The following is a 15,441-nucleotide window of genomic DNA, read 5'->3' as shown; positions in this document are numbered from 1 at the left end:
CGATTAGTTCATTCATAGCATCGTTTGCTCTTTTCTATTGATAAAAATATACGCATCCTCTAATGTAGGAGCTGTTACAGCACTTCCTGGAATAGGTTCATCTGCAATATATCGTATTTCAATATCGTGCTCTCTTTCTTGCAGGGATACAAACAACTTGGATTGAATAATTTCATCAGGGCTACTTTTTGTGCGATGAAGCCAAACCTTCCCCTGAACCTGTTGAATAAGTTGAGCTGTATCACCTATATAATTGATTTTTCCTTTTTGGAGAATCATAAGTCTCTTACAGGTTGAGGAGATATCCTGCACAATATGTGTAGACAGTAAAATAATTTTATTTCGACTTATACTGTTAATTAAATTTCGAAACGATACACGTTCATGAGGATCCAGGCCGACAGTTGGTTCATCAATTAGTATTATTTTAGGATCACCTATTAATGCTTGTGCAATGCCAAGTCGTTGCTTCATACCACCTGAAAGTTCCTGAACCTTTTTCTTTCGTTCGTTGAATAAGCTAACCTCTTGAAGTCTTAAATTAATCTCTTGTGAGCGTACATCCTTTCTATGTATACCTTTTAGCCTACATAGATAATCTAAAGTTTCTTCGACCGTTACGTTTGGAAAAAAATCAAATTTTTGCGGTAAGTACCCTAACATTTTACGAACCTCATGAGGATTGTCTTTTAAGTTAATTCCGGCTACTTCTATTTCACCCTGATTGAAAGGAATTAAAGTAGAGATGATTTCCATTAACGTTGTTTTTCCTGCACCATTTTCGCCAAGCAATCCAAAAACGCCCATATTGATTTCCAGTGAAATATTTTCTAGAACACGGATACTCTTATAGCTTTTCGTTAGATTTTTAATTTTGATTTCCATTTCGAACAAACTCTTTCTCTTTATTCTTTTCTAAAAGTATTTCTTTTTGTTCTTCTGTTAAACGCAAATATAGATGTAAACAGCCTTCTAATTGTTTTCTTGTTAAAGTACAATACTGTTTAGGTGGATTAGTTACTTTTCCTGTCATTTCTAAGTTCTCATGATGACATCCACCACCACAAAGATTTTTAGCCCAGCAACTATTACAATTTAACCTGTTTGAAACATGCGCTTCCATTAGAAAATCTGTTTTCGAAACTTCATTTACACCTTCAAAAATATCTCCTTGCTTATATTCCTTATTGTTTACAAATCGATGACAGGGATAAAAATCACCATTAATGTCTACAGCTAAAAAATTCACTTCAGCTCCGCATGAATATGTAGATTCATAACCAGCATGAATGCGTTCTAAATTTTTCATAATATTATTGATTTTAACAGCCTTATGAAATTCTTCGTTTTCTACTAATTCTTCGAAGTATTGTATCAAACTATTATAGCTTTCATTAAGTTCAATAAATTGCTCCTCTGTAAACATTTGAATAGCAGGTGCAGCATAAATGCTTCTGAAATTTAAATCAAATAAATGATTATAAATTTCAACTAAATCTGTATTCTCAGGAGTAATTGTAGATCTAACTCCTAGCTTTCTTTTATTTCTTAGTTCTTCTGTTCGTTTTATAATAACCTCATAACTACCTTTTTTATTTCCATAAAATCGATTTATATCATGGGCATTTTCATTCCCATCAACACTCACTTGAACAGCAATTTTATTCTCAACTATAAACTTTGTAATATCCTTATTTATTAATGTTCCATTACAGGTCATACTATAACTAATATTTTTATTGTATAGATCTGATTGCATGTTTGCATACTCGACAATTTTCTTAAGCACATCGAAATTCAGTAATGGCTCCCCACCAAAAAATACAATTGACAGATTATTTCTATTCCCTGATTGTGCTATCAAAAAATCAACTGCTGCAATTGCCGTTTTTAATGACATTCTGCCCTTTTCATTGTATTCACCATCGCCAGCATAACAATATTTACAGCGCAAATTACACTCCTGTACCATCATTAATGTGATTGCACTAATATTTTTAAATTTTTCAGGAGATATAAGTGTTTTTTCTTCTACATAATTTATTAGCTTATTTTCAATTAAAGCATCTATTATGTTTTTAAATTCAATTTCATTGATTTTATCCTTCAACTGGTTATAGATTTCTGTCGTACTTTTTAGTTTGCTTGTCAAGATAAAATGAATAGTATCATCAATTTCAAATAATGCATTTGAAACAGGAACATACACATAGTTTTTTTTATTCTCTCGTACTATTTTTATATTAGAAACTGCAATTGTTTTCGTAGTATTTAAAATATTGATAGACATAAATGAATTCCCCTCGTATTCATAATAAGTTTACAATATGCAATGTGGAGCAAATACATGTGTCATTTAAATGCATTTACTCCACACCATTTCATAAGTTTCTATAAACATTACCCATCATGATCACTGAAAATGCAAAATTCACTACCCTTCTCACACGTCCAATCCCAATTGTCACAGTGAATACAAGTATCCCGCTTGTCACATAAAATACATGTTCTGGAAAGACTAACTTCGGAACTAAATCCCTTATTAATTTGTTTTAACATAATGTCACCTCCCCTTTAACAAAACAATTGACCTACTTAAAGTCATTTGCTTTTTTAAAGTCTAACAGGTTTCATATAAAAAAAAATCGGTATATCTCGCAATAATTTATACGGAAAACACCTATAATTTTTCACAGATACTCACGAAAATATGTAGGTTCGCGAGTATTTGTCACCCTTCTTTAATTTCAAAACTATAGATATTTTTACATAGTTCTTAACTCATTTTAAATTTCCATATTTTTTCACAAATTACATAGAAATAGCAAAACCATTTATGCTAATATATGGATAATAAAGAACAGATTTCATTTAAAGTTTGTTCGATAGCTTCCTAGATGAAACATATGATCTTTTCTCCTATATCTCATCTTGTTATAGAACGGAGTGGAAATGATGAACATTAACGTGTTATTTGTAGAAAAAACAGAGCTACTAGAAACTCAAACAGAAAATCTTGATTATACTGTTAAGGGAATCCCAGACCCTTCCTTGTTATTTACAGATATTTATCCATCCAAGATAGTCTTGGATATTTCTATAAAATCCTTTAACGGTCTTCATTTATTCAACCATCTACTAAAGAATATGCCTAATCATCCTCCTATTCTAATTAAAAACCATACTGGTGTAAGAATAGAGGAAGAAACTAATAAGACAAATGAAAATTTAAATGAGGGGAAATACATTCATCAAACGAATAAGATGCTTCCGCAAATTCAGACTAATTTTTCTGAAAAGAAATTAACTGCGAAAGAACTAGAAATACTATTACATATAGCAGAAGACAAAACAAATTGTGAAATAAGCCTAGAAATGGGGATAAGTAAAAGAACAGTAGAGCACCATATTTCGTCTATAATTCAAAAATTTGATGTAAATTCACGTGTTGGTGCTGTTGTTACTGCCATAAAACATGGACTTTTAAATGTTAAATGAATGAGTAACTGCAAATTACATAGTAAAGAGGCTATCCGAAAAATCAGATTTCCTCTAATTTTTCAGATAGCCTCAGTTAATTATCATTATTTTCGTTCTTTCTGATCTATTTCACTAATAAAGGTCGCACTAAGTAATAGAATAGCTTCTATTATTTGTAGCATAGTCATTTTTTCTACTATAATCATCGTTGTGATAACCAATGATGTAAGAGGGTCATTATAGCTTAAAATGCTTACTTGATCATTCTATTCTTATTTTATCAAAATCCACTTGCTATTTAAATTGATCGATATTTGGCTGGTGTCATTCCAACATATTTTTTAAATACTTTACTAAAATACTCCTCATTACTATAGCCCACTAATGAAGCAATTTCATTATTTCTTTTATTACTATGAACTAATAGCTGCTTTGCCCTATCAATTCGTAGTTCATTTAATAGGTGGATGAAATTTTTATCAATGCTTTTTTTAATTAATATACTTAAATTTGCTTGGCTTTTATTAAATATGCCTGATAAGTAATTTAAATCCAACTGTGGATCATCAAAATGCGTATAAATATAATCGACTATTTTTTTACCTAAATCATCCCTATTGCCATGTAAATTAAGTATTTTATCTACGAGCGGCTCGATATAGCTATTTACTATTGTTGATAGATTGTCTTCTTTAATCATTTGATGGTGAATACTAATAATTTTTTGGGCACTGTTATACGTTTCAAAGCAATTGAAATGGATGCTATATTGTAGTAAGAACGTAATCATAAATTCTAATCTTTGCTGAAAATCAATGTTTGTATTTTGTAAAATCGCTATAAATTCTTGTAATTTAAATTCATCCGTAAAGATTTGATTATCAAAAATGGGTTTTCTTTTGTTTAGCGCAGTGCCGCCTGTATTTAGATGCTTCTTCAGCAGTAACTCCAGCACAGCTCGATTTACATCATGTAAGTCTTTTCTTTGCAGAACAATATGATGATCCTGACTATACGACAAAACAAAATCAGTATTCATAATTTCAATATGTTCCCCAAAAATATTAAAATGAAATAGCTCATGAGCGTGTGGAATTCCTGTATTTTTTGTTTGATTGATGCTGACAACAAAGTATTCAAATGAATAGATATTACTATCCGTCATTTGTTGATCAAAGGCCAATATTAAATTTAATAATTGATAATATTTGATGGAATAATCTACTTGTCTCTTCATGCTCAATGCTTCCATCGTTTGTGACAGCTTTAGCTTTAGATTTTTATAATCAATCGGCTTTAAAATATAATCCTCTGCTCCAATTTGAATAGCACTTTGCAAATATTGAAAGTCATCATAGCCTGATAGAAAAATCACCTTAAACTGATGGAACTTTTTTAGCTCCCATACAGCCTCTATTCCACTCATCCCTGGTAAATTAATATCTGATAAAACGATGTCAGGGGAAATATCTTTAGCTGCCAGTAACATGTCTTCCCCGGTTGCATAAGAAAAGACATGTAGGGATTCAGTAAAATTTCTGTTGATAAAAAAGCTTAGTCCCTCTCTAATAAAGTTCTCATCCTCTACTATAAATATATTCATAGAGCTCACCTCACTGTTAGAAGACATTATTTCTTATATGGTAATAGAATTCTCGACACAAAGTATTTTTGTTCATTAACTAGAACTGTAACACCATATGCTTCCCCATATTTTATCTTTAATCGTCTATTTACATTTTTCAATCCAATACTACCCTCATGATTTTCTTCATTTATTTTTTCATTTAGCATAGCTATTTGAGCAATGTCCTTATATTCGCTATTGTTATAAATATCAATTACGACATCATTTTTTTTTCGATAAATATCAATATTTATTGATATAGACTCTTTATAGCTGTAACCATGCTTAAAAATATTTTCAACGATTGGCTGAAGTGTAAATTTTAAAATAGCACTTTGTGATAAATCATTATCTTTTATCTGAATATCAAATACTAAATAAGAAACTCTGATTTTCATAATATTAATGTATTCTTCAATAATTTCTAGCTCTTTTTCAATCGTTGTTTCCTTTTCACTATTGCCCGTGTTATATCTAAAAAGCTTTGCTAGACCAACGCTTAAAGTAGAGATTTCCTCAACTTCATGAATCATAGCTAATTGATTAATATTGTCTAAGGTGTTGTAAAGAAAATGCGGATTAATTTGGCTTTGTAAATTATTTAATTGTGCTTCATAATTTTCTCGAACATAGTCTTTTTCCTTTTCTACCATATATGCAATTGTCTGATTTAATTCTTGATTGGCGATATTCAACTCATCATTAATCCAAGTAGGCTTCTTCTCTTTATCTTCAATATGATAAACTGCTTTTCTATAAGAGGTAATACGCTCAATAAGCATTTGCAGAGTCGTACTAATTTTATTGGAATATAAAAAAGTGATAATGGTTAGCAGTAAAGTAGAGGCAATGGCGAAGGCCATTAAATCCTCCTTTTTATTATTCAGCTCTTTAAAAATGGAATCAGACGTAGCAATAACAACATAATAACAATTATTAAAAGGATCAAATGAATACATCAGAATTCGTTCTACATTCAAATAATCAATTTTATAGTAATTGGTTTTCTGGGGTTCTAATTTACGAAAATACTCCATATGCTCTGAGATATGGGAATTCGTGCTAAATCTAATATCCTTTTGCTCTGTTAATAACAGAAAATCAGAGTAGCTTCCCCAAATTGAATTTAACACTTCATGATATACCTTTGTGCTTGCTTGATTATTCTCAAAAGACGAATTAAAATAATGAATTTTTTTCAATACTTCTAGTCTTGTTTCGATCAGTAGCTTCTTTTGATATTCTCCAACATTATTGATATAAATCACAGTCATCATAAAATAGGGCAATATAAAAACAATGAGGGTAAGAATAAGATATTTATATTTTAACGATAAATACATTATTCTCACCCCTGTCTAGTTTCCTAGGATTGTTCCTCTTCCCAGATCGATTGGCCGCTAGATACACCACCATCAATAACTATTTCACTACCCGTCATATAGGATGCTTCCTCGCTCCCTAAATAATAGACTAATGATGCAATTTCCTCTGGACGTCCTAATCTTTTTAATGGTACATACTTTGCCTGATCCTGCGGCGTTTTATTTGCTTTTTGCGCTGCATACTCAATCATTTGTGTTTGAATATATCCAGGATGAATGGAATTCACTCGTACAAAAGGTGCAAATTCCATTGCTGCGTTTTTTGTAAGTGTTCGTATGGCACCTTTAGTTGCTCCGTATATCCCTAGACCTTTTGCACCAAAAAAGGCGGCATTGGAGGATGCATGAATAATCGAGCCATTTTCCTGTTTATACATAATAGGTGCAATATATTTTAAAGCTAAAAAGCTACCCTTCACATTAATATCAAACATAGCCTGATACTCTTTTTCTGTGGTTGTAACGATATCATTCATGACAAATATCCCAGCGTTATTAAACAATACATCAATTTGATAGTCTTTGTCATGTATATATCTTTGTAACGATTTCCAGTTATTTTCATTTGTAACATCTAATTCTATAAAGTCAACCCGAGCACCATAAATACTACTTAGCTTGCTGCCTTCCTCTGCATTAATATCACATGCGAGGATATGAAAGCCCTCCTGATAAAATTTATCGAGAGTGGCTCTGCCAATACCAGCAGTTGCTCCTGTAATTAGAATACGCTTTGCCATATATACCTCCATCAATAATCTTTATTTCGCAATCCAGCCACCGTCAATAACTAGCTCACTGCCTGTCACAAAATTTGCCTCATCACTCGCTAAATATAAAACACCGTAGGCTACATCCTGAGGTTTTCCAAGCAATGGCAATGGTGTTACTTCCTTCATCCATTTTGCTTTTTCACTATTCTCAAAAAGATCTCGTGTCATTTCCGTTTCAATCATGCCAGGATGCACAGAATTCACACGTATATTGTATTCGGCTAAATCCATTGCTGCTGCCTTTGTTAAGCTTCTGACAGCTCCCTTTGAGGCATGATAGGAAACATAGCCTTTTTCACCAATAATTCCATAGACAGACGAGATATTTATAATACTTCCTGCCTTCTGCTTTATCATGTGTTCAGCACATTTTCGAACGCCTAAAAAAGTACCCGTCGCATTAATGTTCATAACCTTATTCCAGCCCTCTAAATCCTCATGTATCACTGAGCTTCTAGAAGGTATGCCTGCATTATTCACTAAAATATCTAAACGTCCAAACAATTGAATGGTCTTTTGAATAACGATCTCCCACTCTGTCTCAGAGGATACATCATGTTTATGCACGAAAAGATGATCATTTCCTATGTGCCGCTTCCTCAAGAGCTCTAATGCCTCTCCATTAATATCTGTGGCAACAACCTTCGCTCCCTCTTGTAAGAACAATTCTGCCTCTGCCAGCCCTTGTCCATTTCCCGCACCTGTAATAATTGCTACTTTATTGTGTAAGCGCATTTTATTCATCCTCTCTATTTCTGAATCTTCGAACGTCCATAAAAATCGATCATAACAGCGACAATTATAATGGCGCCTTTAAAGATGGATTGCCAATAAGTACTGATGGAAAGACTATCAAAAACATTTGAAATCATAATTAAAATACTTCCACCAATAAATGTTCGCCAAATTGCACCCTGTCCACCTGAAAGTGAGGTACCCCCAATAACGACAGCTGCTATTACATCTAAAACAATTGATTCCCCTATATTTGCCTGACCCTGTGCAAGTCGAGATGATAAAATGATACCGCTCATGGATGCACATAGACCACAGATGATATAGGTGCTAATGACTAGTCGATTTGTCTTTAACCCCGCTAATCTACTAGCCTCACTGTTACCTCCTACTGCATATAGTGCCTTTCCATATAGCGTATAAGAGAGAATTGTCCCTAGCGTAATAAAAATAACAGCTAGAATAATGACAGAAACGGGAATAGGTCCGAGATAATGAGAACCGAAAAATTTATAGGCTGGGTCCTTCACAAAAAATGGCTGTGCCTTCGAATATACTAATGCAAAGCCAGTGAAAATAGAGCCTGTTCCCAGTGTTGCTACAAAAGGAGGTACTTTTAAATAAGTGATTAAAACACCATTTAATAAACCTGCAATGAGGCCAACTGATAAACCAACAATCACTGCTACAAAAATAGATGTGCTATCTACTAGGCTTGCAGCGACGACGGCCGTTGCAGCGTATAATCCTCCGATAGACATATCTAAACCACCAGTTATCATTACATAGGTCATTCCAGCAGCCATTATGCCAATAATCGCCAATTGACTTAGCATATTTAATATATTAGTAGGATTTAGAAACCCATTGTAAACAATTGAGGAAATAATAATCAGCACAAAAAATGCAAACACTACGCCATATCTAAACCCTAAATTTTTAATATTACTAATATTCAGACTTTGTTTTCCAGAAGAAGTCAAATTCTGCTCTTCAGATAGTTTATTCATTATGTCTGATGACTCCCTTCCAAAAACGTTGATTCAACGATTTTATTGACACTAATGTCCTTGCCCTTTAGTTCACTAACAATTTCTCCTTTAGAAATAACAAGTATACGATTGCTGACAGCAACCACCTCTTCTAGCTCTGAGGAAATAATAATGATACTCATACCTTGCATCGCTAACTCCTTTAATTTACGTAACACATCTAACTTAACGCCAACATCAATTCCTCTAGTAGGTTCATCTACTATTAAAACCTTCGGATTAACACTCGTAACCTTTGACAATAAAACCTTCTGCTGATTTCCCCCTGATAAATTTTTAACGATGGAGTTAATCGGTCGTGTTAGCTTAAACTCCTGTATATATTGTTGAGCAAGTTTTTTTGATCTTTTAGTAGATAAAAAACCATAGGAACCAATACGCTTTAAATCAATTAGATTAATGTTTTCATGTACCTCAAAGCCTAAATGAAGTCCCGTTTTTTTCCGGTCCTCTGGGGCTAATACGATTCCATTTCCAATTGCTTGTCTAGGTGTAGAAGGGATTTTAACTGACTCCCCCTGTATTTTAATCGTTCCTTTACAATTTTCGCCTAGCCCATAAAGCGTGTTAGCAATTGCGCTTCTGCCCGAGCCCACTAATCCACCCAAGCCTAAAATTTCTCCTCGCTTTAACGTAAAGGATATATTTTTTAAAAAGTGGAAGCTCTCCAAATTTGCAACCTCTAATATAATTTCCTCTGAAGGAATTTGATTTGGATACTCCTGCACTAAAATTTCTTTAAAATCACTGTCGATTTCTTCTCCAAGCATAGCATGTACAATTTTTTGCTTTGTCCATCCCTCTATGCTGCTATGCTCCGTAACTACACCATTCTTTAACACCGTAAATGAATCACAAATCTTCATGATTTCGTCCAGATGATGACTAACGTAAAGAATCGTGATTCCTCTTTTTTTCAATTCCGTTAAAGCCTCTAATAAAGCCTCCCTCTCATTCTGTGCTAAGGAGGACGTAGGCTCATCTAAAATTAGAATTTTGGAATCTAAATTTAAACATCTCATGATTTCAAGAATCTGCTGATCGGCTACAGACAAATCAATTGCATAAGAATTCGGTGAAATACGCGTATTTAATAGTTTGCTCAATTCATAAAATCGTTCTAATCGTTTTTTTCGATTGACTAAAATTGACTTACCTTCCTTAAAGCCAAGAAATACATTATCTAAGGCGGTCATATTCGGTATGATGGTTAATTCCTGAAATATTGTTGCAATGCCAGCCTCTCTAGAGCTATGAGGATCGCCATAATGCAATTCATTTTGATCAATAAAAATATTGCCTTCTGTTGGCTTAATTCTGCCTGAAAGCATGCCAATAAGTGTTGATTTACCAGAGCCATTTTGCCCAATAAAAGCGTGGCAGTGACCTTTTGATATTGTTATATGAATGCTTTGATTCGCAAAAAATTCACCATATTTTTTTGATAAATTAGTGATATTGATAATAGGTGCTGCCTTTGTCATAGAATCACTCCCCTCCTGATAAAGCAAGCACACGGGGTAATAGAAAATGCCCGTGAACTTGCCTTATATTTTTATAATGGCTCAATCTAATATTCTGGTAACCCTTTTGTCTCAAAATCTGCGATATTATTTTTATTCACATAAGGTGTACCTGGTAAAATTTCCTCTTGCGTTAAATCATAAAAGGATTGATAATCCTTTCCTTCAAAATGATTTTTAATCGCTTCCATTCCTTTTTGTACCTCTTCTTTTGGAAGCATAATAACTGTTTGTTCAATATCACCGTTTCGGACTGCTTCAAAGGACCACTCGTCCCCACCAAAATCATAAATTTTCACTTTTCCTTTTTTACCCGCAGCATTCACGGCCTCTACAACCCCTGCTGACATTCCTGAATAGTTTGAAAAAATCACCTTCAAGTCAGGATGAGCCTGTAATGCGTTTTGTGTAACTTGGAACGCTTGATTGGCCGTGTAATCTGTTGAATAGGGACCAATGATTTGCCATTTATCATTATTGGCTATTTCAAGCTCCATGCCCTTTATATTGTTTAAATAAGGCGTACCAGTGGATGGACCACCAATAATAGCAATCTTCCCGCCATCTGGATTGTTTGCAACAATATCCTTGTAAATATCTTGATAAACATTAACACCTTGTCCACCGACAAACGTAAGTGTTCCCTCAGCAGCATCATCCACTGCTCCACACAATTCAATATTAATGGCTGAAACAGCAATATTCGCTGGAAGAACTGAGCTTTGAACCATATCACATAGCTGATTACCATCCACCGCCTCTATTAAAAAGGCGTCAAACTTTTTTTGTGCTACTGCATTTTGAAGCTGGTTTAGCTGTTTAAGCGGATCAAAGCCACCATCAAATATTTCTATTTTCCAACCGTATTCTTTTGCTACTTTTTCTGCTTCTTTAATGCCTGTTTGTAAATAATTATTGCTGGCACCTGCAGAGAAAAAGGCCACCGTTTTCTGATCATCAGAGGATTGCTTGTCATCCGAGCTGCCTGAATCATCCGTACTACTACATGCTGCCAAAAGGACAGCGAAAACGAACAAACAAACTGTTAACCATTTTTTCATAAAAAACACCTCTTACATATTATAGTTTTGATATAAATCATTTCTTCGTTTTCTATCATGAAAAGTAGTAGCTACACCACTTTTTCTTTTGTCATATAATGTGTCTATCTCTAGTATAGAGGTAATAATCTCAAAATCGCTTGTAGTACATTCTTCCATTATTCCGTTGGATGTCCATGGAAGCTCACATGGCGATAAATTGGCAGAATTACCAAAGCCAGTTTCGATGACACCGTCTACCTCTCCAATAATAGGGGAATGAATTACGTATAACTGATTTTCAATACACCTTGCTTCAGCACAATGACGAACACGCCAAAAACCATGCTCAGTAAATGTATAGGAAGGACAGAAAATAATATCCGCTCCTTGTCTACTATAAATTGTCGCTATTTCAGGTATTTCAATTTCATAGCAGATAGCTACACCAATCCTTACTGGTCCAATATCAAATGTTTCAAGGATATTCCCTTCTTTTGTATCCCAATCCGATTCCGCTGGGAAAATATGCGTTTTTCTATGCTTAGCATAATTACCTTTTCCATCAAAAATATAAGCTGTATTATAGGTATCCAGTCCTTCCTGCTCAAGCGTGGAGCCAGCAATAATAACCTGATTTCTAGCTGTAGATAACGTATTAAACAGCTCAATATAATCATTTAAAAAATTAACAAGCTTACTATTATCTTGACTTGTAAATGTGTGATAGTCCTCATAGGTTGTCAGTAGACCAATCGTTACTAGCTCCGGGAATAAAACATAATCACTATCTAAAGGAATATCTTTAAAAATACGTTGGACCGTATTGGCAAAATCCTCAAAGGATGAATAGCTTTCAAATTTAAATTGAACATTCGAAACCTTTACTTGCATGGATGTATTTCCTCCTTTTTTAAACGATTAATTAATATTTTCTTCATATGCCAAGCAAATATTTTCAAGTGTTGTGAACCAAGCTCCTTTCTCTTCCATATATTGAATTAGCTTTTCTAGCATTTGAATATTATGTGCTCGTCCTATTGTTTGAGGATGAACGGTTAAAATATAACAAGCCCCCTCTAAATGATCGATTGCATAATCGAAGATAGATTTCCAGCGCTCATATACTTCTGTGTTTGAGCGTAGACCCTCTCCCCCTCCAATCACATATTCTTGGGTTGGAAAATCATCTAAATACCATGATACGGGAATTTCAATTACGTGACTTGGGGGGCCAAAAGTATTGCCATTATCAAAATCAACATTTACTTCTCTTGGACGATATGGATGTAGATCATTCCCCATTAAACTACTATCATATTTAAAATTATATTTTTCTAATAGTTTTAATGTATTTGGGCTGTAATCCCACGCTGGTGAACGATAGCCCACCGGTTCAATCCCAACTCGCTTTAAAGCCTCTAATCCCTTTAACATTATGGATTCCTCTTGTTCATAGCTCATATCTGTTGGGTTTTCATGTGCGTAGCCGTGATGGCATACTTCATGTCCGGCTTTAATAATGTTTTTAACAGTTTCTGTATGTGTGTCTATCGTATGTCCTGGAATACAAAATGTTGTCGTAATATTATATTTCTCAAATAAATTCAATAATCTTGGCACACCAACCTCAGCTCCAAACTCACCTCTTGCTAAATAGGCTGGCGATGTTCGACCAAACGTGCCATACCATACAGATGCTGCATCAAAATCTACACCAATATTTACTGCAACTTTCTTTCCCTCAGGGATTCTCACTCTACCAGTACTTTGCATATCAATTCCTCCTTCGTTTCATTACAACAAAAATATACATAATTCTGATTATTTTTAAAAATGCAAAAAATTAAAAAGCAGCTATTTTTTAAATAAACACAAAAAATAGCTGCTTTTTACATCAATCTTCTCATGGTTGGTTTTTATGTATTTTAATAAGATATACGATGAAGACCGCTTTCATCGTGTATCTTTCTAATCTGAAATTTTATAATAGCTATAGCGGTTATTCCCTATCTTTTCAAGCTTCAATGCTTTTACAATACGGTAGGCAATATACTTGCTTGGTATATTGAATTCTTGGCATAAGGTGTTTGTGGTAATATAGCTGTCCCGTAAAAGACGGTAATCCTGTAATGATTGTAGAAATGCCTCATTATTTTCTACACCACAACTTCGACAAAACCAGGAGCCATGTCTATAAAGCATGCTCTTCTCATAGGCACACATTGGACATAGAACCCCAGATCTCCACTCATCTTTCGTTAATTTCTGTTCCCATAATTTATCTTGACGTATAATTGTTAAATGGTTTAGCAACCTTCGAAAATCACTGGTTGCTAAAGAATGTTGGTCAAAATATTGCTGCTGTTGTCTTAAGAAATAAGGTAAACCTACACTATGCATAATTGGACACTCCTTACTTAATTGACCAATTACGGTAGATTGATTTGCAATTACTATCACTTTCACAATTGGAAGTTCTATATTTAGTTGCTTTAACAATATTTGAAAATAACACTGATGTCGAAATAGTTGGTCCACTGGATAGATAATACTGTCTATTTTTCCATCCAAAGTTGTTCGAATGCATTGTCTCTTTACATCATCAAAGTCAAGTCGTCCTAAAATATTTTTAATTTCGATTAAGCATAGAAAATGTGGTGTCACGAATAGCGTATCGATTTGATGTGTAAAGCCTGAATCATTGACAAAACTATAATCATGGAATAAATGATAGGGGAAAGCGAAGTTCATTTCTTGCAAAAGTCGATCAACTCGGAGCTCACCTTGAAAACCTGCACTCAATTTTCGATGTAACTCTTGAAAATACGGATAATTTGGGGATGTTTTTGGGAGTCTTCGTAATATTGCTTCAAGCTTTAATAATTTATGGGGCTTTTTTCGCTGGATTGTTTGCAATTTATCACCACCTTTCTTGTACTTATCATATCAGTTAGACTGAATTGCGTTCAATCATGTATTTTTCTCTTGCTATCAAGCACAAGCAGCCCTCTATCTAGCATAAATACTAATTAATCCTGCACATATTTCCCTCAATTCAGCAACCCCCCCATCAAAACACAAATTTCCACTTGTATTCGACAAAATAAAAAGCCCTCGCATACAACACGAAGGCTCAAAATCAATGTTATTTAAATTCTAACTCGCCATCATAAGCAAGCATGCCGCCTTCAAGGTTTGTCACATTAAAGCCCTGAGCTTCTAGGTATGAGCAAGCATTTGCTGAACGACCGCCAGCCTTGCAAACAATAATATATGGCTTCGTCGCATCTAAGTCCTCTAAATGTTCTGGAATTGTTCCAAGTGCTATATGTTGAGCACCAGGAATCATACCTTGCGCTACCTCATCATCCTCACGAACATCAATAATGTAAAGATCTTCATTAGCATCTAATAGTTCTAATAATTGCGTTGTATCCATTGATTTCATAAAAGTTCCTCCAAAATATCAATTTCCTATTACATTATAGCCCGAAGACAAAAAAACAGCTAGTGTCATGAACACTAACTGTTTTCATATCGTATTTACTTGATTTTATTGCTCTGTTTCTAAAAAATCTACTTGCTTTACAGGAACGAATGTAGAAATTGCGTGTTTGTAAATAAGATGTTGCTTACTTTCAGCATCAATTAACAACACTGTAAAGTTATCATAGGATTTTACAGTTCCTTTTAATTGAAAGCCGTTTAATAGAAACACAGTTACAAATACACTGTTTTTACGTAGATGGTTCAAGAACGTATCTTGCAAATTAATAGACTTCATCAAATGTGCCTCCCTACTCTTTCTACCTCTTCATTCCTA

General features: G+C 34.0%; 15 protein-coding genes. 1 reads left to right on the top strand and 14 read right to left on the bottom strand.

The window, feature by feature from the left end; translation table 11 throughout:
• Positions 1-12: 12 nt before the first annotated feature.
• Both AC1RNS_RS00390 and papB read right to left on the bottom strand, forming a co-directional pair.
• Positions 13-885 (bottom strand): ABC transporter ATP-binding protein, encoded by an 873-nt coding sequence (locus AC1RNS_RS00390; protein ID WP_492989989.1) that lies wholly within the window; start codon positions 883-885, stop codon positions 13-15.
• Positions 869-2,290, bottom strand: a complete 1,422-nt coding sequence (papB, locus tag AC1RNS_RS00385; protein ID WP_492989987.1) for a PapB family radical SAM/SPASM ranthipeptide maturase — start codon at positions 2,288-2,290, stop codon at positions 869-871. Before papB ends, AC1RNS_RS00390 begins: the two co-directional genes overlap by 17 nt.
• Before the next feature lie 665 nt (positions 2,291-2,955).
• On the opposite strand from papB, the gene AC1RNS_RS00380 reads away from it, so the two are divergent.
• On the top strand, positions 2,956-3,498 hold the full coding sequence (locus AC1RNS_RS00380; RefSeq protein WP_492989985.1) for a response regulator transcription factor: 543 nt from the start codon (positions 2,956-2,958) through the stop codon (positions 3,496-3,498).
• A 280-nt stretch (positions 3,499-3,778) separates the two neighbouring features.
• On the opposite strand, the gene AC1RNS_RS00375 is transcribed toward AC1RNS_RS00380, so the two are convergent.
• From AC1RNS_RS00375 to hfq, 12 genes are all read right to left on the bottom strand, one after another.
• Entirely contained in the window at positions 3,779-5,083 is a 1,305-nt protein-coding gene (locus AC1RNS_RS00375) for a response regulator transcription factor (RefSeq protein WP_492989983.1), read from the bottom strand.
• Between the two features lie 26 nt (positions 5,084-5,109).
• The gene (locus AC1RNS_RS00370) at positions 5,110-6,450 is read right to left on the bottom strand and encodes a sensor histidine kinase (protein WP_492989980.1); all 1,341 of its coding nucleotides are present in this window, start codon (positions 6,448-6,450) and stop codon (positions 5,110-5,112) included.
• A 23-nt stretch (positions 6,451-6,473) separates the two neighbouring features.
• Positions 6,474-7,232 (bottom strand): SDR family NAD(P)-dependent oxidoreductase, encoded by a 759-nt coding sequence (locus AC1RNS_RS00365; protein WP_492989978.1) that lies wholly within the window; start codon positions 7,230-7,232, stop codon positions 6,474-6,476.
• Between the two features lie 21 nt (positions 7,233-7,253).
• On the bottom strand, positions 7,254-8,000 hold the full coding sequence (locus tag AC1RNS_RS00360; protein ID WP_492989976.1) for an SDR family NAD(P)-dependent oxidoreductase: 747 nt from the start codon (positions 7,998-8,000) through the stop codon (positions 7,254-7,256).
• Positions 8,001-8,014: 14 nt separating this feature from the next.
• Complete coding sequence (locus AC1RNS_RS00355) at positions 8,015-9,010, bottom strand: ABC transporter permease (protein WP_492989974.1); 996 nt, start codon at positions 9,008-9,010, stop codon at positions 8,015-8,017.
• Positions 9,010-10,536, bottom strand: coding sequence for a sugar ABC transporter ATP-binding protein (locus tag AC1RNS_RS00350; protein ID WP_492989972.1), 1,527 nt, complete (start codon positions 10,534-10,536; stop codon positions 9,010-9,012). The genes AC1RNS_RS00355 and AC1RNS_RS00350 overlap by 1 nt, the downstream gene beginning before the upstream one ends.
• An 86-nt stretch (positions 10,537-10,622) precedes the next feature.
• Positions 10,623-11,636, bottom strand: a complete 1,014-nt coding sequence (locus AC1RNS_RS00345; protein WP_492989971.1) for a sugar ABC transporter substrate-binding protein — start codon at positions 11,634-11,636, stop codon at positions 10,623-10,625.
• A gap of 12 nt (positions 11,637-11,648) precedes the next feature.
• Positions 11,649-12,509, bottom strand: a complete 861-nt coding sequence (locus AC1RNS_RS00340; protein ID WP_492989970.1) for a nitrilase-related carbon-nitrogen hydrolase — start codon at positions 12,507-12,509, stop codon at positions 11,649-11,651.
• 27 nt (positions 12,510-12,536) lie between these two features.
• Complete coding sequence (locus AC1RNS_RS00335) at positions 12,537-13,391, bottom strand: polysaccharide deacetylase family protein (RefSeq protein ID WP_492989968.1); 855 nt, start codon at positions 13,389-13,391, stop codon at positions 12,537-12,539.
• Between the two features lie 195 nt (positions 13,392-13,586).
• Entirely contained in the window at positions 13,587-14,534 is a 948-nt protein-coding gene (locus AC1RNS_RS00330) for a nuclease-related domain-containing protein (RefSeq protein ID WP_492989967.1), read from the bottom strand.
• Between the two features lie 229 nt (positions 14,535-14,763).
• The gene (locus AC1RNS_RS00325; RefSeq protein WP_492989966.1) at positions 14,764-15,066 is read right to left on the bottom strand and encodes a rhodanese-like domain-containing protein; all 303 of its coding nucleotides are present in this window, start codon (positions 15,064-15,066) and stop codon (positions 14,764-14,766) included.
• A 105-nt stretch (positions 15,067-15,171) separates the two neighbouring features.
• Positions 15,172-15,402, bottom strand: coding sequence for an RNA chaperone Hfq (gene hfq, locus AC1RNS_RS00320; RefSeq protein WP_054770660.1), 231 nt, complete (start codon positions 15,400-15,402; stop codon positions 15,172-15,174).
• Between the last annotated feature and the right edge of the window lie 39 nt (positions 15,403-15,441).

It is taken from the genome of Lysinibacillus sp. GW821-FHT14F06 (assembly GCF_058803665.1).
Note: the sequence above shows the minus strand (reverse complement) of the source record. Positions and strands in the feature narration are given on the sequence as shown.